This is a genomic window from Methylobacterium sp. 142-1Y, assembly GCF_057747795.1.
The window spans coordinates 5,241,075-5,265,778 of record NZ_CM173224.1 but is presented as its reverse complement, the minus strand read 5'-3'; the positions used below and the strand labels follow the sequence as shown (position 1 = coordinate 5,265,778).

Sequence of the window (24,704 nt, the reverse complement as noted above, 5' to 3'; positions counted from 1 at the left end):
CCCTACCGGACCTGGTCCAGGAGCTCGGCGCCCTGGACCACCACGCGGATGCCCGGCGTCACCCCGGCCTCGACCAGCACCCGCGTGCCGTCGAGGGGCGCGACCCGCACGGGTCTGGCCTCGTAGCGCTCGGCGCTCGTGTGGGCATAGACCACATCCTGGCCGTTGGCGGTGCGGACCACGCTCGCCCGCGGCAGGGCGAGGCCGTGCTGCTCGGCATCGGTGGCGGCGAGCACGGTGACGAACTGGCCGACCCGCAGGCCCTCCGAGCCCCCTTGGATCGCGAACTGCACGGGAATCGCCTGGTTGCGGTCGGCCAGCCCCGCGCCCTGGTAGGCGAGCGCCAGGGTCCGGCCGTCGGCGAGCCGCGCGGTGGCGTCGGATGCGGGCGTCAAAGCATCGAAGCTCAGGGCCTCGACCCAGAGTTTGGCCGGATCGACGATCTGGAACACCATCTGGCCGGGAGCGGCCATCTGTCCGGCGACCGCCGCGGCTTCCGCGATCACGCCGCCGACCGGGGCGGTCAGCACCTCCGGCTCCTGGCGGATGCGGTCGAGGGCGGTGCGGCGGTCCTTGAGGCCCTTCAATTCGTCCTGCGCCTCGTCGAGCTGGACCTGCGAGACGGCGCCGCTCGGGCTGAGCTTGAGGTAGCGGTCGACCCGGCGCTGCACGATGGCGATCTGCTGATCGAGCTCGCCCTGGCGCTGGCGCATGTCGGAGAGATCGACCCGCTGCACCGGCGGGGTGACCAGGGCCAGCGCCTCCCCGGCGCGAACCTTGGTGCCGAGCCGCGGGAAGGTGCCGGAGGGCGGCGGCGCCAGGCGCCCGCCGACCGAGGATTGCACCACGCCGCTGGCATTCGGGTCCGGGATGATGCGGCCGGGCAGGGACACGGTACGGCGGAAGGCGCCCTCGGCCGCGACCTGCGTGCGCAGGGAGAGCAGGCGCTGGGCGGGTTTGGGCACGAACACCGCCCCGTCGCCGAGGCGCTGGGCGAGGTCGGTGGGCGGGGGCACGAAGGCCGCGCCGGTCTCCGGGTGGTCTCCCTCATGCGCGAAGGCGGTGGCACCGAGCACCAGGGTCGCGGCCAGCACCAGAACGGCGAGGACGGGCGCCCGGCGTCCAGCCCGCATCAGCCCCATGGCGGCGAGCCCCAGGGCGAAGCCCCCGGCGGCGGCGAGGCCGGCGCCTGGATCGCGGGCGGCGATCCGGTCGGTCAGGCCCTCGGTGAGCCGGTGCAGCCAGCCCTCGCCCTCATGCCCGGCATCATGCGCGGCTTCGTGCCCGGTAGGAGCAGGCTCGGCGGGCTTCGGCATCGCGACGCTCAGCGGCAGCACGTCCACGTCGGCGCCGGCGGTCACCGTGACGACGAGGTCGAGGTGATCGGCCTTGGGATCGCGGGTCGCGAGCCAGGGCGCGGGGAGGCGGTAGCTGCCGTCCGGGGCGGGTTCGGCGGTGGCGGGACCTGTCGGCGTCTCGACCTCCAGGGTGGCATCGGTGATCGGTTCAGCCGTCGCGAATCGGTCGAGAAAGAGCACCAGGGCATCGCCCCGGGGGATCGCCACCAGCTCGAACGCGGCGGAGGACGCCTCGCCTCGCGGCGCAATGGTCTTCGAGACCGGCGGTTGCGGGGCACCGTGGTCGTGGCCCTCATGGGCATGGGCGGAGAGAAACGGCAGCGCCAGAAGAGCAAGCGCCACGGCCAGCGCACGCGGCGCTGCCGTCGACCGGAACGGGAACATCAGGAATTGGACCTTCGCGAGCGGACGTCGAGGAGCGCCCGCGGCAGTATCCGCCCGTCTCAGGCGGCGCGCCGGCGCGGGACGCGGGCGTCAGGCGAAGGATCGTGGCGGCCGGGCGGGCGAGTCCGGCGCGATGCCGGCGGGCACCGCGTCCTCGGCGGCCTTCAGGCGGCGGGCCGGAGTGAGGGCCGGGAACGCCGCCAGGCCGTCGGGAAGCAGGCCGGGCACGCAGCAGGAGGCGCCCATCAGGCAGCACAGACCGTTGCAGGGCCGGGCAGCGGGCGCCGCGTCCGGGTCGATGGCGGTCAGGCGCGGGCCTTGCGCGACGGAGCGCGCCTCGGCCAGCGTCAGCGCCGCCGCGGCGGGGGCAGGTCCCTCGACATGGGCGCGAGCCTGATGCGAGTGCCCCTGATGCGCCTGCGCCGACGACACCCCGACCACCGACGAGCCGACGCACGCGGCGATCAGAACGATCACCACGGCGAAGAGCCGTGCGAGGGGACGGGGCAGGGTCATGCCATCAGGATACCAGATTCGGGCCCGGAAGGAAGCGGGAGCGTCGGGCTTCGGCCCAGCATGGTCTCGAAGCCTGTTTGGCTGTTCGACGGACCCTCTCCCATCCGCGACCTCGTCCTGAGGTGTCATACGCTTTCCGGTTGATCGCTTCGCGATGCGGAAAGCGGCTTCGCTCAGGCGCCGCGCGGGCTGATGATACGGAATCCGGAAGTGATCTTCCGGCGACTGTATTGCCGGTCAAGGGCCAATCGGCAGTGCCGCGCTTGGTTTTGGCCGTATGGGGGTCAGATCGTTCACCGGCGCGAGCGCGTCAAGGCGGGCGCTGCGCGCCCTCGCGCTTCGCGCGACAAGGCCTTGACCCGCTCCCACCGGCGAACGCCAAGCTCGGCGAGAGGAGCGATGAAGACATCGCTCCTCTCGCTCGTCACGGATCGGATCCCGCAGGGGACGCGGCGTTCTCCTCCCCCCGACCGGCCTCTCCCTTCTGCAACTTGCTCGCCTCGAACGTCGTGTCGTCGCGCACCAGGGCGTTGGCCAGCACCACCAGGCGTCGGCCCGACGCCACGATCGCCACCTTGGCCGGCTTACCCGCCGTTCGCATCGCCCGGTACGGCTCGCGGAAGGCCGGACAGCTGCGCGCCGCCACCATCCCGGCCATGTAGAAGGCCGTGCGCAGGCAGGGACGCCCACCGGCAATCGCGTGGCGGCCCGGGTGAGCCCCGCTCTGGGTCGGATGAGGCGCCATCCCGGCCAGACTGGCCGCCGCCTTGCGGTCGAGCGTGCCGAGTTCGGGCATGTCGGTGATCACCACGCTGGCGATGCGCGAACCGATCCCGGGGATCGAGGTCAGGATCGCGCGCTTGCGCGCCAGGCCAGGCTCGGCGGCGATGCGTGCCTCGAGAGCGGCCTCGACCTCGGTGCAGGCAGCCGTCAGGGCCTTGATCACCGCCCTGTGGCTGTCGGCGATGGCCGGGTCGAGGGCCTGGGCCAGGCGGGTCTTCTCCATGGCGATCAGCTCGGTGAGCTGGCGGCGCCGGGTCGAGAGAGCCTTGAGGGTGATCTGGTCGGGGGTCGGGGCGGGGCGCAGGTGCTCGCTCATGCGCTGAGCAAAGCGGGCGATGAGGGCGGCGTCCAGCCGGTCTGTCTTGGCGATCAGCCCTTCGGCGGAGCGGAACGCCTTGACCTGGCGCGGATCGGCCAGGGCGACATCGAGCTCAGCTTTACGCAGGGCGGCGATGAGGGGATAGGCGTAGGGGCCGATCGCCTCCAGGGCGACCGTGCGGATCCCGCGCTGCTTGAGCGTCGAGATCAGCTTGGCGATGCCGGTCTCCGTATTGTCCTGACGCACCGGCTTGGCCGCCGGGAAGAAGCCGAGATCGAGGAAGTGCTTGCCGACATCGATGCCGGCCACGGTGGGGATGGTGGCGCTGTGTGACATGGGTGATCCTGTCCTGTACGCGGGCGCCTGCACGAGGCAGGGCCCGATCGACTGTCCGGAGCAGCCATCAGGACATCCGGGATCAGGCCGGAAGGCGATCGTGCGGCCGTCGCCGTTGAGCGACAGGGGACGCAGACCGGGAAACCGTGAGACCGCCGGATGCCCTCGCCGTAGCAGCCTACGGCCACACATCAGGTACAGGATTCCGTATCAGTTCGTCACCGGCTTCGCGGTCCCTTGCGGATGAAACATATGGCAGAGTGGACTTGCCGTCGGCGGAGAGATCGGTTCGTCTTTGGTGTGCCAGACCCCGCGTATCAGTTGGATCCGGGCTCCTCTTCAGTCCCCTCGCTTGCGTCACGGGCCGGTCCTCGGGCCAGCCCCGGAGCGCGTCATTTAGATTTGATCTCACGGGAGCCTGCGCCGGCGGCCTGACGGCAAGGAGATCGTGATGGAGGTCCTCTACCCCCGCTGCGCCGCCCTCGATGTTCACAAGGACACCGTCGTCGCAGCCATCCGTCTGGCCGAGAGCAGCGAGGTTCAGCGTGAGGTGCGTACGTTTGCCACCACCACGCCCGCTCTGCTCGACCTCTCCGCCTGGCTCGACGAGCACGCCTGCACCCATGTCGCCATGGAGGCGACCGGCATCTACTGGCGCCCGGTCTGGCAGGTCCTCGACGCCGACAGCCGCACCCTGATCCTGGCCAATGCCGCCCATGTCAAGAACGTGCCCGGCCGCAAGACCGACGTCGCCGACGCGGTTTGGCTCTCCGACCTGCTCGCCCACGGCCTGATCCGCGCCAGCTTCGTGCCCGAGGCCCAGACCCAGGCGATGCGCGACCTGCTGCGCACCCGCAAGCAACTGGTCCGCGAGCAGGCCAGCCACGTCCAGCGCATCCAGAAGACCCTCGAGGAGGCCAACCTCAAGCTCGCCTCGGTGCTCACCGACATCATGGGCCAGTCCGGTCGCGCCGTGCTCGACGCGCTGGTCAAGGGCGAGCGCGATCCGGCTGGGCTGCAGGCGCTGGTCAGCCCACGGGTGAAGGCGGCGCCCGAGGCGATCCGGGCCGCGCTCACGGGCCGGATCGGGGATCACCACCGTTTCCTGCTCGGTGTGCATCTACGCCAGTACGACGGGTTGGGGCGAGCGATCGCGGAGATCGACGCGCAGGTGGAGCGCGACCTCGGCCCTTTCCGGGAAGCGGTGAAGCTGCTGGTGACGATCCCGGGCATCAGTGACCTCACCGCGCAGGTGATCCTCTCCGAGATCGGCCCCGACATGAGCCGCTTCCCGACCGCCGGCCATCTGATCTCCTGGGCCGGGCTGTGCCCGAGGAACGACGAGAGCGCGGGCAAGCGGCGCTCGACGCGGCTGCGCAAGGGCGCGCCCTGGCTCAAGACGGCCTTGGTGCAGGCCGCCTGGGCCGGAGTGCGCAAGAAGGCGAGCTACATCAGGGCGCAGTTCCAGCGCTTGCGCGGCCGGCGCGGCCCCAAGAAGGCGATCTGCGCGGTCGCCGCTTCGATGTTGACCGCGATCTATCACATGCTCAAGGCCGGCACGGCTTACGTCGATCCCGGGCCTGATCACGGCCGCAAGGCGGCCCCGACCATCCGCGCCAAGGCGCTCGTGCGGCAGATCGAGCGCCTTGGATTTGCGTGCGAAATCAAACCCGTAGAGCCAGTTTCTATTTAGCCGATTGAAAATCGGGTGACCTCGAAGGAGGGTTCCAGGGATCGCAACGGTATCTGGAGCCATCCTTCGAGGCTCCTTTCAGTCACACCTCAGGATGAGGTCGCGGGTGGGATGAAAATCCCTCGCGATGCCGATCTCTCGACTCAAGCAGGCTCTCAGCCCGGCCCCGACGTCTTGTCCGGATAGCGGCACAGGTCGGCGATGGCGCAGCGCCAGCATTCGGGCTTCCTCGCCTTGCAGGTGTAGCGCCCGTGCAGGATCAGCCAGTGATGGGCGTCGAGGCGGTAGGGCTCGGGCACGATCGCCTCCAGCCCCGCCTGGACCTTGTCGGTGGTCGAGCCCGGCGCGAGCGGGATGCGGTTCGAGACCCGGAAGATGTGGGTGTCGACCGCGATGGTCGGCTCGCCGAAGGCGACGTTGAGCACGACGCTCGCGGTCTTCTTGCCGACGCCGGGCAGCACCTCCAGGTGCTCGCGCTCCCGCGGCACCGCGCCGCCATGCTCCTCGACCAGGATGCGCGAGAGCGCGATGACGTTCTTGGCCTTGGTGTTGAACAGCCCGATCGTGCGGATGTGGTGGCGCACCACCTCCTCGCCGAGTTCCAGCATCGCCGCCGGGTTGTCGGCGCGGGCAAACAGCGGCGCGGTAGCGATGTTCACGCTCTTGTCGGTGGCTTGCGCCGAGAGCACCACCGCGACGAGGAGCGTATAGGGGTTCACGTATTCGAGATCGGAGCGCGGCTCCGGATTGGCGGCGCTGAGCCGGGCGAAGATCTCCCGCAGCGTCGCGGCATCGACCGGCTCCGGGGTCGTAGCCCGGGCGGTGAGGGGCTTCACCAGCCCTGCCTTGGCAGGTGCGGTGATTTTGTCGGGGGCGGCCTGCTTCCGGCGAGTCATGGGTGCCTTATATGGGGCGCATGGCGAGCGGCAAGGCATCCGACGACGCAAGCACGCGGCACCCCTACGGGCGCGACCCGGACGCGATCGAGCGCCCGGTCTTCTCGGCGACCATCCGGCCGCATTGCTCGCTGTCGCGCCTCGGCTTCCGGGTCGTGATGGTGGCCTGCGGCGGCGTCGCCCTGGTGACGGGGATCGCCTTCCTGCAGATGGGGATGTGGCCGGTCACCGGCTTCTTCGGCCTCGACATCGCGGCGCTCTGGCTGGCGCTCACCCTCAATGCCCGCCGCGGCCGCTCCTTCGAGCAGGTGGTGATCAGCCAGATCGAGGTGCTGGTCGCCCGCGTCAGCCATCGCGGCGAGCGGGCCGAGTGGCGCTTCAACCCGCTCTGGACCCGGCTGCACAAGGTCGAGGACGAGGAATTCGGGCTCCTGTCGCTGTCCTTCGTGTCGCGCGGGCAACGGGTGCTGGTCGCGCGGGATGCCTCGCCGACGGAACGGCAGGCGGTGGCCGACGGGCTGACGCGGGCCTTGGCGGAGGTGAAGAAGGGGTATTGAGGGATTGAGCCTGTTCGACTTGATCCAGCCACTCAATCCCACCCGCGACATCATCCTGAGGTGCGGGTGGGATGGAAATTCCCCTCTCGAATTTCTCGTCGCAAGCCAACCGGGCTCCCAGCCATTTTGATATTTCGGACTGATCTTATTTTCTCTTCCTCGCCGGCTGCCGCAACCACTCCGCCAGCTTGGTATACCGCGGCTTCACCCCACCCCGCACCGCGATCGCCACCGCGCGGGTCTGGGCCACCAGCACCACCAGCCGCTTGCCCCGGGTCACGCCCGTATAGAGCAGGTTGCGGGCGAGCATCGTATAGTGCTGGAGTGCCACCGGGATCACCACGGCGGGGTATTCCGAGCCTTGCGATTTGTGGATCGTGATGGCGTAGGCGGGGCTCAAGGCGTCCAGCTCCTCGAACGGCCAGGTCACCTCGCGCCCATCGAAGCCCGCCACCAGCGATCCCTCCTCGGGATCGACCCGCAGCACCACGCCGAGATCGCCGTTGAAGACCTCGCGGTCGTAGTCGTTCTGCCCCACCATCACCCGGTCGCCGGGGGCGAAGACCCAGCCGAAGCGCTCGACCGAGACGGCCGGGTTCGGGTTGAGCACCCGCTGGAGCGCCTGGTTGAGGTGGCGGCTTCCCAAGGCGCCGCGGGTCATCGGGCAGAGCACCTGCACGTCCCGGACCGGGTCGAGGCCGAAGCGGCGCGGGATGCGGCGGGTGACGATCTCGACCAGCTTCTCGGCCCCGGCCTCGGGATCGTCGATCCCGACCACGAAGAAGTCGCCGTCCGGCGTGTCGGCGCCTTGCGGCATCCGCCCGGCATTGATCCGGTGGGCGCCCGTGACGATCCGGCTCTCGGCGGCCTGGCGGAACACCTCGGTGAGGCGGGCGACCGCTAAGCGGCCCGCATCGATCACGTCGGCGAGCACCCGGCCCGGCCCGACCGAGGGCAGCTGGTCGACATCGCCGACGAGCCACAGCGCGGCGTGGCGCGGCAGGGCCCGGGTCAGCGCGTTCATCAGCGGCACGTCGATCATCGAGGCCTCGTCCAGCACCAGGAGGTCGCAGGACAGAGGAGCGTGCTCGTTGCGCTGGAAGCCGCCGTGGCGCGGGTCGATCTCGAGCAGGCGGTGGATGGTCCTGGCCTCGCGGCCGGTCTGCTCGCTCATCCGCTTGGCGGCCCGTCCCGTGGGCGCGGCGAGCAGCACCGCGGCCCCCGCCCCGTCGAGCATCCGCAGGAGCGCGTCCAGCGTGCTGGTCTTGCCGACGCCCGGCCCGCCGGTCATCACCGCGACCTTGGCGTTCAGCAGCGTCGCGGCGGCGGCTCGTTGCGACGGCGAGAGCGGCCGGCCGGTCTCGCCCTCGACCTTGGCGAGCGCGGCCTGCGCATCGATCTCGTCCCAAGGCAGGGGCGCGTCGTCGAGGGCGACCAGCCGCTCGGCGATCGTCCGTTCCGCCGCGTGCAGGCCGCGCAGGAACAGGTGCGGCACGTCCTGGATCGTGTCCATCACCACCGACTCGCCACCGATCTCCTCGACGAGGGCGGTGCGGAGCAGGCCCGCCTCCACCGCCAGCAGCGTGGCGGCGCGGGTGATGAGGTCCGGCACCGGCAGGGCGCAATGGCCGTCATCCATCGCCGCCTGGAGCGCGTAGGCGAGGCCGGCGCGCAGGCGCTCGGGCGCGGTCGGCGCCAGGCCGAGCTTGCCCGCGATGGCATCCGCCGTGCGAAAGCCGATGCCGCGTACGTCGCGGGCCAGCCGATAGGGATCCTCGGTCATCACCTGGACCGAGTCGGTGCCGTAGGTCCTGAAGATCCTGACCGCCCGGGCGGTGCCGACGCCGTGGGCGTGCAGGAACACCATGATCTCCCGCACCGCCTTGTGCTCGGCAAAGGCCGCGGTGATCCGGGCGGCGCGCGTCGGGCCGATGCCCGATACCTCGGTCAGGCGCTCCGGCTGAGCCTCGATCACCGCGAAGGTGTCGGCCCCGAAGGCCTTGACGATGCGCTTGGCCATTTCCGGGCCGATGCCGCGCATCTGGCCCGAGGCGAGATAGCGACTGATGCCCTCGACGCCCGTGGGAGGGGTCGCCGCCAGGGTGTCGGCGCGGAATTGCAGGCCGTGCTCGCGGTCGCTGACCCAGGCGCCGGTGGCGGTCACCCATTCGCCCGCCGCCACGGCGGGAGCGTGGCCGATCACCGCCACGAGGTCGCGCCGGCCCCGCGCCTTGACCTTCAGGACGCAGAACCCGCTCTCGGCATTGTGGAAGGTGACGCGCTCGATCGACCCGGCGAGGGCGTCGGGCGAGCGGGAGGGCGGGGGAGCGAAGGCGGCCATCGGCGCCCGTGAAGATCGGAAGGGGGCGGGAAGGCTGCAAGTGCGATGGTGGGGGCGTGTGTCGTCGTCACGGCTCCGGGCCGCTCACATCCTCCTCCCTCCCTCGACCTCATCCTGAGGTGTTAGCCGATTGAAAATCGGCTGACCTCGAAGGAGACCTCCAGAGATCGCCGAGACTTCTGGAGCCCTCCTTCGAGGTCAGTCCATCTGCGATGAACTGACACCTCAGGATGAGGTCGAGGATAGGATTGCCGAGTCGGCGGACGTCAAAACAATTTCGAAGCGCGTCCTCTACCCCTCCCGCTCGAAGACCAGGTTCAGCCGGGTCTTGGCGATGCGGCGGTAGCCGTGGCGGGTGAGGAGGGCGGAGAGGTCGGTCTGCCACAGATCCGTGCCGTCCTCGACGATGAGGAGGCGCGGGTGCAGGGCGGGCGGTGCCTGGCGCAGGAACGGTTCGAGGATCAGGTCCTCGGCGCCCTCGACGTCGAGCTTGACCGCGTCGATCCGGGTCAGGCCCTCGCCGCGCACGAGGTCGAGGAGGGAGACCGCCGGCACCCGGATCGCCGCGCCCTCGTTGGTGCCCACCACCTTCAGGCTCGATTCGCCGCGGTTGCGGGGATCGACGAACAGGGTCATCTCGCCGGCCTTGTCGGCCACCGCGCAGGCCACCGCCTTGACGCTGCCGAACGGGTTCTGGGCGATGTTGTAGGTGAGCTTGTCGAAGATGTCCGGCTGCGGCTCCACCGCCAGGACCCGCGCGCCGGGGCCGGCGGCGGCGGCCACGAACAGCGCGTAGGCGCCGACATTCGCCCCGATGTCGAGAAAGACGCAGTCCGGCTTCACCCGCTCCCGCAGGATCGTCCGCTCCAGCGGATCGAAGAACTGCGGGGTGAAGAGCACCTTCTTCTCGCAGTTGTTGTTGTAGGGATGCAGCCGCATGCGCGCGCCGTAGCGCTCGACGTCGAGGGGCCGGCCGCGCAGCAACCGGATGGCGCAGCGGCGCAGGAGCAGGGCGAGGCGCCGCGCCCCCCAGCTCTCGTCGGGCAGGCGCTCGGTGCGGGACAGGATCCAGCGCACGAGCCCGGCGGGCGCGTAGGTGCCGAAGGGATGGAGGGTCTGTGTCATCATGCCGGTTCGAGGCCGCGGCGGGCCGCGGCCGCCCCGCGCGGACGCGGAGGCGGGTGGGAGTATCGTGGGGCGCGTCATGCCACCCCGGCGGGCGGCCGGCAATGACCGGCGGCGCGGGGGATCAGGCGAGGGGGCCCGGGATCGCCTGCTCGGCCTCCTGCGTCAGCCGCGCCTCGTGCCGGCGCACGAACAGCCACAGGGCGATGCCGCCGAACACCACGATGGCGAGGAGCCCCAGCCCGACCGGGCCGGCGACGTGCTCGATCGAGCGGCCGCCCCAATAGGCGCCGAAGCCCATCAGCGAGGCCCAGGCGATGCCGCCGGCGGCGTTGAACAGGAAGAAGCGGCGGGCGTCGAACTGGTTCACCCCGGCAAGCAGCGCCGCATAGGCGCGCAGCATCGCGGTGAAGCGGCCGAAGAACACGATCTTGCCGCCGTGGCGGCGGAAGAGATACTGGCCGAGCTTGAGGCGGCGGTGGTCGAGGGCGATCTTGCTCCCGTGCCTGAGGAGCAGCGGCATGCCCCAGCGCCGGCCGACCCAGTAGCCGAGATTGTCGCCGATGATCGCGGCGGCGGCGGCCGCCAGCACCACGAGGCCGATGCGCAGGTTGCCGGTGGAGCCGGCATAGACGGAGGCCGAGATCAGCGCCGTCTCGCCCGGCATCGGCACGCCGGCGCTCTCGAGGGTGACGATCAGGAAGATCGCCCAGTAGCCGTAATGGGAGATCAGGTCGGCGACCGGGAGGTCGTGGAGGAAGTGCATTCTGGTCCCGCTGACGCACGATGCAGGGCGGCGCCGTGTCGCGCCCGATCGGCTGAAATAAGGGATTCGATCGTGGCTCTTCCAGGGCAACGCTCGGGCGGCGTTCAGCAATCGTGACGCAACATCGTCGTCGTACTGGCGACGCATTGCCATGCGGAATGGCCGTGCGGATCGGCGACGAGATGCCCGTCAGGCGAACGTGACGCAGGCGCAGGGCTGCGCCGCCCGCACGACATGAGAGGTGTCGCGGGGGCAAGGTCGGTGTTTCCAAGGTTGGTGGCTTCAGGTCCGGGTTGTCCAGAGCGATGAACGAGTTGTCTCCCATCCGGACCGATGACGCGGTCGAGCAGCGGCCGCGTCGGCGCGGCCGTGGGCTCGTGTGGCTGATCGTGCTGCTGGCGCTCGCCGGGGGCGGGTACTGGGCCTACCGCACCTATCTGCCGGATGGGTTCCGGAAGCCCGAGACGCAGCAGGCCGGGTCCGGACGGCGCGGCGGGCGCCGCGGCGCGGGCGGGGAGGGGCCGCAGGCGGTCGGCATCGCCGCGGTGCAGCGGGGCGACATGCCGGTGGTGCTGTCGGGGCTGGGCACGGTGACGCCGCTCGCCACCGTCACGGTGCGCTCGCAGGTGAGCGGCTACCTCACCCGGATCGGCTTTCGCGAAGGCCAGACCGTCAAGGCCGGCGACTTCCTGGCCCAGATCGACGTGCGGCCCTACGAGGCGCTGCTGGCGCAGTACCAGGGCCAGCTCCTGCGCGACCAGGCCCTGTTGCAGAATGCCCGCCTGGACCTGACCCGCTACCAGACCCTGAACCGGCAGGATTCGATCTCGAAGCAGAACGTCGACACGCAAGCCGCGACGGTCAAGCAGTACGAGGGCATCGTCGCCTCCGACCAGGCCCAGATCGACCAGCAGAAGCTCAACATCAGTTACGGCCGCATCACCTCGCCGGTCGAGGGCCGGGTCGGCCTGCGCCAGATCGACCAGGGCAACTACGTCACCGCCGCCTCGACCGGCATCGTCGTGGTCACCCAGCTGCATCCGATCTCGGTGCTGTTCACCCTGCCGGAGACCGTGCTGTCGCGGGTGATGGACCGCCTGCGGGCCGGCGCCACCCTGCCGGTGCGGGTCTTCGACCGCTCGGACACCACCGAGATCGCGCGGGGCAACCTCGACACCGTCGACAACCAGATCGACGTGACGACCGGCACGGTGAAGCTGCGGGCGCTGTTTCCCAACACGGACGACCGGCTGTTTCCCAACCAGTTCGTCAATGCCCGCCTCGACGTCGACACCGTGCGCGACGCGGCGCTGGTGCCGGCCGCGGCCGTTTTGCGCGGCACGCCCGGCACCTACGTCTATCTCCTCACGGCTGAGGACAAGGTCGCGGTGCGGACGATCGAGATCGGCGAGAGCGACGGGGTGCGGACCGTCGTCACCAAGGGGCTCGCGGTCGGCGACCGGGTGGTGGTCGACGGGACCGACCGGCTGAAGGACGGGGCGGCGGTGCGCGTCACCGGCGGGCGGCCCGAGACGACGGCCGGGCCGGAGGCGGCGAAGCCGGAGGGCGGGGAGGGCGCTGCGGCCCAGCCGAAGCCGGAGGGGCAGCGCCAGGACGGCCAGCGTCCCGAGGGCGAGCGCCCGCATCGCCGTCGCCAGCAGAGCCAGAACCCGTGATGACGTGGCACGCCGCTATGAACCCTCCCCCCTCTGCGGGGGACTATCCGGGGGGAAAAATGGCGCGGGAATCCTCCTCTCCCCGCGGGCGGGGAGAGGGCTGCGAACCCCTTGTCGGGTTCGCAGCGAGCCCGCGCAGCGAACCGCAGGTTCGCCGCGAGGGTGAGGGGGTTTTTCCGGGAGCGCCTCACTCGTCGAGACCCCCTCACCCTCGCTTCGGCTGCGCCTCCGCTTCTTTCGTCCCCGGCAAGGGGGACGAAAGCCTCTCCCCGCCCGCGGGGAGAGGGGAAACCCGCGCCTTTTCCTTTTCCCGGACAGCCCTGCGCGTAGGGGGCAGGGTTGAGGCAGCGCGCCTCATCGGAATCGCCCGATGAACCCCTCCCGCCTGTTCATCCTGCGCCCGGTCGCGACCACGCTCCTGATGCTGGCGATCCTGCTCGTCGGCATGATCTCCTACTTCAACCTGCCGCTCTCGGCCCTGCCCTCGGTCGATTACCCGACGATCCAGGTCCAGACCTTCTATCCCGGCGCCAGCCCCGAGGTGATGACCTCGGCGGTGACGGCGCCGCTGGAGCGGCAATTCGGCCAGCTCGCCAACCTCAACCAGATGACGTCGCAGTCCTCCGCCGGCGCCTCGGTCATCACGCTCCAGTTCAACCTCGATCTCGGCATCGACATCGCCACCCAAGAGGTTCAGGCCGCGATCAACGCCGCCGGCAACCTGCTGCCGGGCGACCTGCCGGCCCCGCCGGTCTACGCCAAGGTCAACCCGGCCGACGCGCCGATCCTGACGCTGGCGCTCACCTCGAAGACCCTGGCGCTGACCCAGGTCCGCGACCTCGCCGAGACGCGGCTGGCGCAAAAAATCAGCCAGGTCTCGGGCGTCGGCCTCGTCTCGATGGCGGGTGGGATGCGGCCGGCGGTGCGGGTGCGGTTCAACGCATCGGCGCTCGCCGCCTACGGCCTCAACATCGACGATTTGCGCACCACCATCAACAACCTCAACGTCAACACCCCGAAGGGCTCGATCGACGGGCCGACCCAGTCCTTCACCATCAACGCCAACGACCAGATCCGCGACGCGAACGCCTATCGCGACGCGGTGATCGCCTATCGCAACGGCGCGCCGGTGCGGCTCTCGGCGGTGGCCGAGGTGGTGGAGGGGGCTGAGAACACCCAGCTCGGCGCCTGGATGGACACCACGCCCGCGGTGATCCTCAACATCCAGCGCCAGCCCGGCGCCAACGTCATCGCGGTGGTCGACCGGATCAAGGCGCTGCTGCCGCAGCTCCAGGCGACGCTGCCGGCGGCGATCCAGGTCACCCCGCTCACCGACCGCACGGTGACGATCCGCGCCTCGGTGGAGGACGTGCAGTTCGAATTGCTGCTGGCCATCGCCCTGGTGGTGCTGGTGATCTTCCTGTTCCTGCGCTCGCTGCCCGCCACCCTGATCCCGAGCCTGTCGGTGCCGCTCTCGCTCGTCGGGGCGCTGTCGGTGATGGACCTGTGGGGCTTCTCCCTCGACAACCTGTCCTTGATGGCGCTCACCATCGCGACCGGCTTCGTGGTCGATGACGCGATCGTCGTCATCGAGAACATCGCCCGCCACGTCGAGGAGGGCGACAGCCCGATGGAGGCGGCCCTCAAGGGCTCGCGCGAGATCGGCTTCACCATCATCTCGCTCACCGTCTCGCTGCTCGCGGTGCTGATCCCGCTCCTGTTCATGGGCGAGGTGGTGGGGCGCCTGTTCCACGAATTCGCCATCACGCTGGCTGCCACCATCGTGATCTCGGGGATCGTCTCGCTGACCCTGGTGCCGATGCTGTGCGCGCGGCTGCTGCGCCACGAGGCCCCGCAGGCCCGCGCCGCCGGGCGCCTGTCCAATGCCGGGCGCCGGCTGATGGAGGGCGGCATCGCCTTCTACGGCCGCACCTTGCGGGGCGTCCTCGCCCATCAATGGCTGACGCTGCTGGTGGCGGTCGGCACCCTCGTGCTCACCGTCTACCTCTACGTCGTGATCCCGAAGGGCTTCTTCCCGGTCCAGGATACCGGCCTGATCCAGGGCATCACCCAGGCCGACCAGACCGTGTCCTACGCCGCCATGGCCGAGCGCCAGCAGCGCCTGGCCGAAGCGATCCTGAAGGATCCGGACGTGGTCAGCCTGTCGTCGTTCATCGGCGTCGACGGCCAGAACGTGACGCTGAATTCCGGCCGCTTCCTCATCAACCTGCGCCCGCGCGAGGAGCGGGCGGAGAATGCCAGCGCGATCATCCGGCGGATCTCCGCCCGGGTCGGCGACGTGCCGGGGATCGCGCTGTTCATGCAGCCGGTGCAGGACCTCACCATCGACACGGCGGTGAGCGCCACCCAGTACCAGTTCATCCTGGAGAACCCGGATCTCGGCGCCTTCGACACCTGGGTCCCGCGCCTCGTCGACCGCCTGAAGCAGATCCCGGATCTGGCCGACGTGGCGAGCGACCGGCAGGCGAGCGGGCTCTCGGCCTACATCACCATCGACCGCGCCACGGCCGGCCGCTACGGCATCACCCCGGCTTCCGTCGACAACGCCCTCTACGACGCCTTCGGCCAGCGCATCATCTCGACCATCTTCACCCAGTCGAACCAGTACCGGGTGATCCTCGAGGCCGATCCGGAGCTGCACCGGACGCTGGACTCGCTGCAGCGGATCTACCTGCCGTCCTCCACCGCCACCAACGGCCAGGTGCCGCTCACCGCCATCGCCCAGGTGAGCGAGCGCCGCGCCCCCCTCCTCATCAGCCATCTCGGCCAGTTCCCGGCCACCACCATCTCGTTCAACCTCGCGCCGGGTGCCTCGCTCGGGCCGGCGGTGGCGGCGATCCGGGCGGCGGAGGCGGAGCTCGGCATGCCCGACAGCTTCCGGCTGATCTTCCAGGGCTCGGCGCTCGCCTTCCAGGCCTCGCTCGACAACACCCTGTTCCTGGTGCTCGCGGCGATCGTCACGGTCTACATCGTGCTCGGCGTTCTGTACGAGAGCTTCGTCCACCCGATCACGATCCTGTCGACCCTGCCCTCGGCCGGCATCGGGGCGCTCGCCGGGCTGATGCTGTTCAACCACGACCTCGACATCATCGGCATCATCGGCATCGTGCTCCTGATCGGCATCGTGAAGAAGAACGCCATCATGATGATCGACTTCGCGCTCCAGGCCGAGCGCGAGGAGGGCATGACCCCGCGGGACGCGATCTACGAGGCCTGCATCCTGCGCTTCCGCCCGATCCTGATGACGACCTTCGCGGCCCTGTTCGCGGCGATCCCGCTGATCCTCGGGACGGGGACCGGCTCGGAGCTGCGCCAGCCGCTCGGCATCTCGATCGCCGGCGGCCTGATCGTGAGCCAGATCCTGACGCTCTACACCACGCCGGTGATCTACCTCGCCTTCGACCGGCTCGGCCGGCGCCTCTCCGGGCGGCGGAGCAGCGGGCTCGCGCCCGGGGAGGCGGTGCCGTGAGGGGCGCGACGGCCGAACAAATTTCCACTTTCGGTCGCGCGCATCCCCTCTCCCCGCGGGCGGGGAGAGGGCTGCTGACCCCTTGTCGGGTCAGCAGCGAGGCGGTAGCCGAAGGTGAGGGGGTGTCTCCGGATGAGACTCTTCCGGCACCACCCCCTCACCCTCGCTCCGGCTTCGCCTGCGCTCACTTCACCCCCGACGAGGGGGGTGAAGTCCTCTCCCCGCCCGCGGGGAGAGGGGAAAGCCTGCGTCGAGCCCCCGGGGCCCGCCGGTGAACCTCTCCGCCCCCTTCATCCTGCGCCCGGTCGCCACTACGCTCCTCACGCTGGGCGTGCTGCTCGCCGGCTTGTTCGCCTTCGTGCGGCTGCCGGTGGCGCCGCTGCCCCAGATCGATTTTCCGACCATCCTGGTCCAGGCCTCGATGCCCGGCGCCAGCCCCGACACCATGGCGACGACCGTAGCCGCGCCGCTCGAACGGCGGCTGGGCCAGATCGCCGATGTCGACCAGATGACCTCGACGAGTTCCGTCGGGCAGACCCGGATCGTGCTGCAATTCGGGCTCGACCGCGACATCAACGGCGCCGCCCGCGACGTGCAGGCGGCGATCAACGCCGCCCGGGCCGACCTGCCGACCGCGCTCCGCACCAACCCGACCTACCGCAAGTTCAACCCGGCCGACGCGCCGATCCTGATCCTCGGCCTGACCTCGAAGACGCTGAGCCCCGGCGCGCTCTACGATTCCGCCGCGACGGTGCTCGCCCAGAAGCTGTCGCAGCTCGAAGGGATCGGCAACGTCGATATCGGCGGCTCGTCGCTGCCGGCGGTGCGGGTCGAGCTCGATCCCAACGCCCTGTTCCATTACGGAATCGGGCTCGAGGGCATCCGCGCCGCGCTCGCCAGCGCCAACGCCAACTCGCCGAAAGGCGCGATCGAGGCCGGCGAACGGCGCTACCAGCTCTACGCCAACGACCAGGGCCGCAAGGCCGCCGACTACCGGGACATCGTGGTGGCCTACCGCAACGGCGCGGGCGTGCGGCTTCGCGACGTCGGCCAGGTGGTGGACGGCGTCGAGGACCGGCGCAACCTCGGCCTCGTCAACGGCCGTCGCGGCGTGCTCCTGATCGTCTACAAGCAGCCCGGCGGCAACGTGGTCGAGACGATCGACCGGCTTAAAGGTGCCCTGCCGCAGCTCAAGGCGGCGCTCCCGGGCGACACCGAGCTGATCGTCACCGGCGACCGCTCGCTCACCATCCGGGCGTCGCTGGCGGAGGCCGAGCGCACGCTGATCATCTCGGTCGGGCTGGTGATCCTGGTGGTGTTCGGCTTCCTGCGCTCCGCCCGCGCGACCCTGATCCCGGCCGTCGCCGTGCCGATCTCGCTGGTGGGCACCTTCGCCGCCATGTGGCTGTGCGACTACAGCCTCGACAACATCTCGCTGATGGCCCTCATCATCGCGGCCGGGTTCGTCGTCGACGACGCGATCGTGGTGCTGGAGAACATCCAGCGCCACATCGAGGACGGGCGCTCCCGGGTCGAGGCGGCGTTGCTCGGCGCCCGCGAGGTCGGGTTTACGGTCCTGTCGATGAGCCTGTCGCTGATCGCGGTGTTCCTGCCGATCCTGCTGGCAGGCGGCATCGTCGGGCGGTTCTTCCAGGAATTCGCCGTCGTCCTGTCCCTGGCGATCCTGATCTCGCTGGTCGTCTCGCTCACCACCACGCCGATGATGTGCGCCCGGTTGCTCAAGCCGGAAGCTCATGGCGTGCGCCCGGGCCCGGTGGCGCGGGGGCTGGAGGGCGCCTTCGCGGGCCTCCTGTCGGGCTATCGCGTCACCCTCGACTGGGCGCTCCGCCACGGCGTCACCGTGATGCTGGTGCTGCTCGCGGCGGTGGTCCTCAACGTCTACCTCTACGTCATCGTGCCGAAGGGGTTCTTTCCCCAGCAGGATACCGGCCAGATGATCGGCGGCATCCAGGCCGACCAGCGCATCTCGTTCCAGGCGATGAGCGCCAAGCTCCGGCGCGCCACCGCCATCGTCCAGGCCGACCCGGCGGTGGAGAGCGTGGTCGGCTTCACCGGCGGGCGCGGCACCAACTCGGCCAACGTCTTCGTCGGCCTCAAACCCCTCGGCCAGCGCGACCCGATCTCCGACGTGATGACCCGCCTGCGGCCGAAGCTCGCCGCGATTCCCGGCGCCCGGCTCTACCTGTTCCCGCGCCAGGATTTTTCCATGGGCGGGCGCCAGAGCTTCTCGCAGTACCAGTACACGCTCCAGGGCGACACCAGCGAGGAGCTCTACACCTGGACCCCGAAGCTGCTTGAGGCGATGCAGAAGGACCCGACCTTCACCGACGTCACCTCCGACCAGCAGCAGGGCGGCCTGGAGACGCGCCTCGTCATCGACCGGCCGACCGCCTTCCGCTACGGCCTGACCCCGGACCAGATCGACAACACCCTCTACGACGCCTTCGGCCAGCGCCAGGTCTCGACGATCTACAACCCGCTGAACCAGTACCACGTCGTGATGGAGATCGCGCCGCGCTACCTCGACAATCCCGAGACGCTGAAGCTGATCTACGTCTCGACCTCCGGCGCGCGGGCCCGCGGCTCGGCCACCACCAACGCGGTCGCCGGCACGGTGGCGAGCGCCGCGACCGCCCCGACCGACGCGACGAGCGCGGCCGCCGCGGTCGCGACCGATTCGGCCCGCAACGCCGCCACCAACTCCATCGCGGCGGCCGGCCGCTCCAGCGCCTCGTCGAGCGCGGCGATCAGCAGCGCCAAGGAGACGATGGTGCCGCTCTCGGCGTTTGCCAGCTTCGAGACCGGCTCGACCCCGGTCCAGGTCAGCCACCAGGGCCTGTTCGTCGCCACGACGCTGTCGTTCAACCTCGCCCCCGGCAAGAGCCTGAGCGACGCCACCGCGGCGATCGACGGCCACATGCGCGACCTGCGCCTGCCCGCCACCGTCCACGGGGAATTCGCCGGTGCGGCGAAGAGCTTCCAGTCCTCGTCCACGCGCCAGCCGCTCCTGATCCTGGCGGCCCTGCTCGCCGTCTACGCCGTGCTCGGCATCCTCTACGAGAGCTGGGTCCACCCGCTCACCATCCTCTCCACCCTGCCGTCGGCGGGCATCGGGGCGATCCTGGCCCTGATGCTGGCGGGCGAGGAATTCGGGGTGATCGCGCTCATCGCCGTGATCCTGCTGATCGGCATCGTGAAGAAGAACGCCATCATGATGATCGACTTCGCGCTCGACGCCGAGCGCACGCGGTCCTTGAGCCCGCGGGAGTCGATCCGCGAGGCCTGCCTCTTGCGCTTCCGCCCGATCATGATGACAACCCTGGCCGCGCTTCTCGGCGCGCTGCCGCTGATTCTCGACGGCGGCGAGGGCTCCGAGCTGCGCCGTCCCCTCGGCATCGCCATCGTGGGCGGCCTCATCGTGAGCCAGGTCCTGACCCTCTACACCACCCCCGTCGTCTACCTGTACCTCGACCGGTTCCGGCTCTGGGTCGGTCGCCGCCGGGGCTCCGCCACGCGGGCGCTGCCGGCCGAATGACCTTGTCCACCGATTTCATTGACTTGAACGACCGCGCGCCCGTGAACCCTCCCCCCTCCGCGGGGGAGGGTGGCCTGCGGAGCAGGCCGGGAGAGGGGACCGCGACGCCGATCCAGGTGGCGCCCTTCATCGCGCGCGCGACCTCTCCGGAAACGGCGTCCCCTCTCCCGACCCGGCCTCACGGCCGGGCCACCCTCCCCCGCAGAGGGGGGAGGGTTGGGGGGCGCGCTCCGCATCTGGCGGCAGCGACCCTGCTCCCGCTCATGCTCGCCGGCTGCCTCGTCGGCCCCGATTACACCCGCCCCACCGTCGAGACGCCCCCCGCCTTCAAGGAGGGCGGCGCCCGGCCGATGCCGCCGCGCAACTGGCGGCCGGTGCGGCCCCTCGACGAGGCCGAGCGCGGCGACTGGTGGCGGGTCTTCCGCGATTCCACCCTCGACCGGCTGATCCGCCTGATCGACGTCGACAACCAGAACCTGCGCGCCCAGGTCGCCGCCTACCGGCAGGCCCGCGCCCTGGTGCAGGAGGCCCGCGCCCAGCTGTTCCCGACCGTGCTCGGCGCCCCCTCGATCAGCCGCGCCAGCACCGGCGGGATCGAGCGCACCACCGTGACGCTGCAGGGCTCGGCGACCTGGGAGCCCGACCTGTTCGGCCGCATCCGCCGCACGATCGAGAGCGACGTCGCCGCCGCGCAGGCCAGCGCCGCCGACATCGCCTCGGTGCGCCTCGCGCTCCAGACCCAACTCGCGATCGCCTACTACCAGCTGCGCTACCAGGAATCGCTCCAGAGCCTCTTGGAGCGCACGGTGCGGGCCTACCAGCGCTCGCTCGAGATCACCCAGAACCAGTACAATGCCGGCGTCGCCGCCCGCTCCGACGTCATCACCGCCCAGACCCAGCTCCAGACCACCCAGGCCAGCGCCATCGCGGTCGGGCTGCAGCGGGCGAACCTCGAACACGCCATCGCGACGCTGATCGGCCGCCCGCCCTCCGAGGTGTCGCTGGCCCGCGGCAGCCTGCCGGCGAGCCCGCCCGCCGTGCCGGTCAAGCTGCCCTCCGACCTGCTGGAGCGCCGGCCCGACATCGCGCTCGCCGAGCGCACCGTGCAATCCCAGAGCGCCCAGATCGGCGTCGCGGTGGCGGCGTTCTACCCGACCGTCACCCTGTCGGCGAGCGGCGGGATCGCGGGCGATCCGGCCCGCACCTTCTTCTCGGCCGCCAACACCTTCTGGTCGGTGGCGGCCTCGGGGTCTCAGGTGCTGTTCGACGGCGGCGCCCGCACCGCCGCCCTCCAGGCCGTCGAGGCGGCCTATGACGGGGCGGTCGCCAATTACCGCCAGACCGTGCTCACCGCCTTCCAGCAGGTCGAGAACGGCTTGGCCGGCCAGCGCATCCTCGCCCGCCAGCAGGGGGCGCAGGAGCTGGCGGTGCAATCCTCGCGCCGGGCGGTCGAGATCGCGCTCAACGAGTACCGCGCCGGCACCCAGAACTACACCACCGTCGTCACCGCCCAGGCGCTGGAACTGAACAACGAGGTCACGGCGCTCCAGGTCCGGCTCAACCGCTTCACCAACGCGGTGTCGCTGATCGGCGCGATCGGCGGCGGCTGGGACACCAGCAGCCTGCCGAGCGGCGAAGCCTTGAAGCAGTTCACGCCGCTGCCGATCGACCGCGGCCAGGCGCCGCGGGTGGACGAGTGAGGCGGTGTCCGCCCGATCTGTGTCGAGATCAATAAAGCTCGGGTTCTCTCCTCCTCCCGCGGGCGGGGAGAGGCCTTCGCCCCCCTCGTCGGGGGTGAAGGAAGCCCGAAGGGCGAGGGTGACGGGTGTTGCCGGAGGAGCCTCATCCTGAGACACCCCCTCACCCTCGCTTCGGCTGCGCCTCCGCTCACTTCATCGACGACAAGGTCGATGAAGTCCTCTCCCCGCCCGCGGGGAGAGGGGTTTCCGGCGATTTACCTTTTCCGGACCGCTCCACCGCCCCGGTTCCCGCCCGCCCGCCAATGCCCTACACCGGTCCACCGGCGCGCCGCCGCCCGACCCATGAGCCGATGACCGACCCGCTCCTCTCCGTCCAGGACCTCTCCGTCGCCTTCCGCCAGGGCGGGCGCGAGACCCGTGCCGTCGATCGCGTCTCCTTCGCCATCGCGCCGGGGGAGACCGTGGCCCTCGTCGGCGAATCGGGCTCCGGCAAGTCGGTGACCGCGCTCTCGATCCTGCGCCTCGTCGATGGCGCCGTGCCGGAGGGCCATATCCGGTTCAAGGGCCGCGACCTGCTGACCCTCTCCGAGCCCGAGATGCGCGGGATCCGCGGCGCCGACATCACCATGGTGTTCCAGGAGCCGATGACCTCGCTCAACCCGCTGCACCGCATCGCCGAGCAGGTCGGCGAGGTCTTGCGGCTGCATAAGGGGATGAGCGGGGAGGCGGCCCGCGCCCGCACCCTCGAACTCCTGAACCTCGTCGGCATCCGCGACGCGGAGCGGCGGCTCGGCGCCTATCCGCACGAATTGTCCGGCGGGCAGCGCCAGCGGGTGATGATCGCCATGGCGCTGGCCTGCGAGCCCGACCTGCTGGTGGCGGACGAGCCGACCACGGCGCTCGACGTCACCGTGCAGGCCCAGATCCTGTCGCTGCTGGCCGACCTGAAATCGCGGCTCGGCATGGCGATGCTGTTCATCACCCACGATCTCGGCATCGTGCGCCGGGTCGCCGACCGGGTCTGCGTCATGCTGCAGGGCCGCATCGTCGAGACCGGCCCGGTCGCCGAGGTCTTTGCCGATCCGCAGCACGACTACACCAAGCGCCTGCTCGCCGCCGAGCCGCGGGGCCGCGGCAACCCGGTGCCGGACGGGGCGCCGATCCTGGTCGAGGCCGGGCCGATCAAGGTCCACTTCCCGATCAAGACGGGCTTGCTCCGCCGCACCACCGGCCACGTCAAGGCGGTGGACGGGGTGGCCTTGAGCGTGCGCGAGGGCGAGACCGTCGGGGTGGTGGGCGAATCGGGCTCAGGCAAGACCACGCTGGGCCTCGCCATCCTGCGCCTCATCGCCTCGCAGGGGCCGGTGGTCTATCTCGGCCGGCGCATCGACGGGCTGTCGGCGAACGCCATGCGGCCCCTGCGGCGAGAGATGCAGGTGGTGTTCCAGGATCCCTACGGCTCGCTCTCGCCCCGGATGTCGGTGGCCGAGATCGTCGCCGAGGGGCTCGAGGTGCAGGGCAAGGGCCGCACCGAGGCCGAGCGCCGGGAGATCGTCGCCCGGGCGCTGACCGATGTCGGGCTCGATCCGGCGGCGATGGACCGCTACCCGCACGAATTCTCCGGCGGCCAGCGCCAGCGCATCGCGATCGCCCGCGCCATGGCGCTCGATCCGCGCTTCGTCGTCCTCGACGAGCCGACCTCGGCGCTGGACATGTCGGTCCAGGCGCAGATCGTCGAGTTGCTGCGCGACCTGCAGGCCCGCCGCGGCCTCGGCTACCTGTTCATCAGCCACGACCTCAAGGTGGTCCGGGCGCTCGCCAACCGGGTGATGGTGATGCAGGGCGGACAGGTGGTGGAGGAGGGCGCGGCGGAGGACATCTTCTCCCGGCCCCGCACCGACTACACCCGCGCGCTATTTGCCGCCGCCTTCGACCTCGCGGCGGCCCCGACCGGGGCGGTGAGCGAATGAGCCGGGCGCTCCTCATCGTGCTCGATTCCGTCGGCATCGGCGGCGCGCCGGATGCCGCGGCTTTCGGCGACGCGGGCGCCGACACGCTCGGCCACATCGCCGAGGCCTGCGCCCAAGGCCGCGGCGACCGGGCGGGCCTGCGGAGCGGCCCGCTGCACCTGCCGCACCTCGCCGGCCTCGGCCTCGGGCTCGCGGCCCAAGGTGCGAGCGGCCGGATCCCGCCCGGCCTCGCCCCGCCCGGGCCGATCGCAGGCGCCTTCGGCCACGCGGTCGAGGGCGCGCAGGGCAAGGACACGGTGTCCGGCCACTGGGAGATCGCCGGGGTGCCGGTGGATTTCGCCTGGGGCCATTTCCCGGCGACGCGGCCAGCCTTCCCGCCGGAGCTGATCGAGGCCCTGGTCGAGGAGGCCGGGCTGCCGGGCATCCTCGGCGATTGCCACGCCTCCGGCACCGCGATCATCGAGGAACTCGGAGCGGAGCACGTCCGGACGGGCAAGCCGATCTGCTACACCTCCGTCGACAGCGTGTTCCAGATCGCCGCCCACGAGGAGACGTTCGGGCTCGACCGGCTCTATCGGCTCTGCACCATCGCCCGCCGGCTCTGCGACCCCTACCGCATCGGCCGGGTCATCGCCCGGCCCTTCATCGGTGATGCGACCACCGGCTTCACCCGCACCGCCCACCGGCGCGACTACGCGGTGCCGCCGCCGGCCGACACGCTGCTCGACCGCCTGACCGCCGCCGGCCGGACGGTGGTGAGCGTCGGCAAGATCGGCGACATCTTCGCCCATCGGGCGACCGGCCGTGAGGTCAAGCCCGGCGGCAACGAGGCCTGCCTCACCGCCGCCCTCGCGGCGCTGGCCGACCTGCCCGAGGGCGGCTTCGTCTTCGCCAACCTCGTCGAGTTCGACACCGAATACGGCCACCGCCGCGACGTGCCGGGCTACGCCGCCGCGCTCGAACGCTTCGACGCCAGGATCCCGGAGATCCGGGCGGCGCTCAAGCCCGGCGACCTCTGCCTCGTCACCGCCGATCACGGCAACGACCCGACCTCCCCCGGCACCGACCATACCCGCGAGCAGGTGCCGATCCTGGCCTTCGGGCCGGATGTGGCACCCGGCCCCCTCGGGCGGCTCGGCTTTTCGGCGATCGGCCGGAGGGTCGCGGATCATCTCGGCTTGACCGATCACAGCTTGGCCGATCACAGCTTGAGGGAGCCCGGACCGCTCGCGTAAAGC

Annotated in this window: 15 protein-coding genes; 8 read left to right on the top strand and 7 right to left on the bottom strand. The window is 70.6% G+C overall.

Annotation, left to right across the window (positions count from 1 at the left end; translation table 11 throughout):
- Positions 1 to 2 precede the first annotated feature (2 nt).
- The 3 genes from AC3AOF_RS24230 to AC3AOF_RS24220 all read right to left on the bottom strand — a co-directional run bounded on the left by AC3AOF_RS24230 (position 3) and on the right by AC3AOF_RS24220 (position 3,696).
- Positions 3 to 1,742: an efflux RND transporter periplasmic adaptor subunit gene (locus AC3AOF_RS24230; protein WP_488346719.1), complete on the bottom strand. Its 1,740-nt coding sequence runs from the start codon at positions 1,740 to 1,742 to the stop codon at positions 3 to 5.
- A gap of 90 nt (positions 1,743 to 1,832) precedes the next feature.
- The gene (locus AC3AOF_RS24225; RefSeq protein ID WP_236988445.1) at positions 1,833 to 2,258 is read right to left on the bottom strand and encodes a hypothetical protein; all 426 of its coding nucleotides are present in this window, start codon (positions 2,256 to 2,258) and stop codon (positions 1,833 to 1,835) included.
- 424 nt (positions 2,259 to 2,682) lie between these two features.
- Positions 2,683 to 3,696, bottom strand: coding sequence for an IS110 family RNA-guided transposase (locus AC3AOF_RS24220; RefSeq protein WP_488346718.1), 1,014 nt, complete (start codon positions 3,694 to 3,696; stop codon positions 2,683 to 2,685).
- A gap of 451 nt (positions 3,697 to 4,147) precedes the next feature.
- Here AC3AOF_RS24220 and AC3AOF_RS24215 point away from each other — a divergent pair, with 451 nt between their 5' ends.
- Positions 4,148 to 5,389: an IS110 family RNA-guided transposase gene (locus tag AC3AOF_RS24215; RefSeq protein ID WP_236987753.1), complete on the top strand. Its 1,242-nt coding sequence runs from the start codon at positions 4,148 to 4,150 to the stop codon at positions 5,387 to 5,389.
- Between the two features lie 155 nt (positions 5,390 to 5,544).
- On the opposite strand, the gene nth is transcribed toward AC3AOF_RS24215, so the two are convergent.
- On the bottom strand, positions 5,545 to 6,285 hold the full coding sequence (gene nth, locus AC3AOF_RS24210; protein ID WP_236988446.1) for an endonuclease III: 741 nt from the start codon (positions 6,283 to 6,285) through the stop codon (positions 5,545 to 5,547).
- A gap of 20 nt (positions 6,286 to 6,305) precedes the next feature.
- On the opposite strand from nth, the gene AC3AOF_RS24205 reads away from it, so the two are divergent.
- Positions 6,306 to 6,842, top strand: coding sequence for a DUF2244 domain-containing protein (locus AC3AOF_RS24205; protein WP_236992673.1), 537 nt, complete (start codon positions 6,306 to 6,308; stop codon positions 6,840 to 6,842).
- 145 nt (positions 6,843 to 6,987) lie between these two features.
- Here the strand turns inward: AC3AOF_RS24205 and recD2 are convergent, their stop codons facing one another.
- The 3 genes from recD2 to AC3AOF_RS24190 all read right to left on the bottom strand — a co-directional run bounded on the left by recD2 (position 6,988) and on the right by AC3AOF_RS24190 (position 11,074).
- Complete coding sequence (gene recD2 / locus AC3AOF_RS24200; RefSeq protein ID WP_488346717.1) at positions 6,988 to 9,183, bottom strand: SF1B family DNA helicase RecD2; 2,196 nt, start codon at positions 9,181 to 9,183, stop codon at positions 6,988 to 6,990.
- A 291-nt stretch (positions 9,184 to 9,474) separates the two neighbouring features.
- The gene (locus AC3AOF_RS24195; protein WP_488346716.1) at positions 9,475 to 10,308 is read right to left on the bottom strand and encodes an FkbM family methyltransferase; all 834 of its coding nucleotides are present in this window, start codon (positions 10,306 to 10,308) and stop codon (positions 9,475 to 9,477) included.
- Between the two features lie 124 nt (positions 10,309 to 10,432).
- A complete protein-coding gene (locus tag AC3AOF_RS24190; RefSeq protein ID WP_236988448.1) occupies positions 10,433 to 11,074 on the bottom strand; it encodes a DedA family protein in 642 nt (213 codons plus the stop codon).
- 305 nt (positions 11,075 to 11,379) lie between these two features.
- On the opposite strand from AC3AOF_RS24190, the gene AC3AOF_RS24185 reads away from it, so the two are divergent.
- The 6 genes from AC3AOF_RS24185 (at position 11,380) to AC3AOF_RS24160 (ending at position 24,701) form a co-directional block, all read left to right on the top strand.
- Positions 11,380 to 12,750 (top strand): MdtA/MuxA family multidrug efflux RND transporter periplasmic adaptor subunit, encoded by a 1,371-nt coding sequence (locus AC3AOF_RS24185; protein ID WP_488346715.1) that lies wholly within the window; start codon positions 11,380 to 11,382, stop codon positions 12,748 to 12,750.
- A 370-nt stretch (positions 12,751 to 13,120) separates the two neighbouring features.
- Entirely contained in the window at positions 13,121 to 16,240 is a 3,120-nt protein-coding gene (locus AC3AOF_RS24180) for an MdtB/MuxB family multidrug efflux RND transporter permease subunit (protein ID WP_488346714.1), read from the top strand.
- Between the two features lie 271 nt (positions 16,241 to 16,511).
- Entirely contained in the window at positions 16,512 to 19,796 is a 3,285-nt protein-coding gene (locus tag AC3AOF_RS24175) for an efflux RND transporter permease subunit (protein WP_488346713.1), read from the top strand.
- Between the two features lie 263 nt (positions 19,797 to 20,059).
- Positions 20,060 to 21,496, top strand: a complete 1,437-nt coding sequence (locus AC3AOF_RS24170) for an efflux transporter outer membrane subunit (protein ID WP_488346712.1) — start codon at positions 20,060 to 20,062, stop codon at positions 21,494 to 21,496.
- Between the two features lie 350 nt (positions 21,497 to 21,846).
- Entirely contained in the window at positions 21,847 to 23,466 is a 1,620-nt protein-coding gene (locus AC3AOF_RS24165; RefSeq protein ID WP_236988453.1) for an ABC transporter ATP-binding protein, read from the top strand.
- Positions 23,463 to 24,701 carry a phosphopentomutase gene (locus tag AC3AOF_RS24160; RefSeq protein ID WP_488346711.1) on the top strand — a complete coding sequence of 413 codons (1,239 nt, stop codon included), beginning with the start codon at positions 23,463 to 23,465 and terminating at the stop codon, positions 24,699 to 24,701. Before AC3AOF_RS24165 ends, AC3AOF_RS24160 begins: the two co-directional genes overlap by 4 nt.
- Positions 24,702 to 24,704 lie beyond the last annotated feature (3 nt).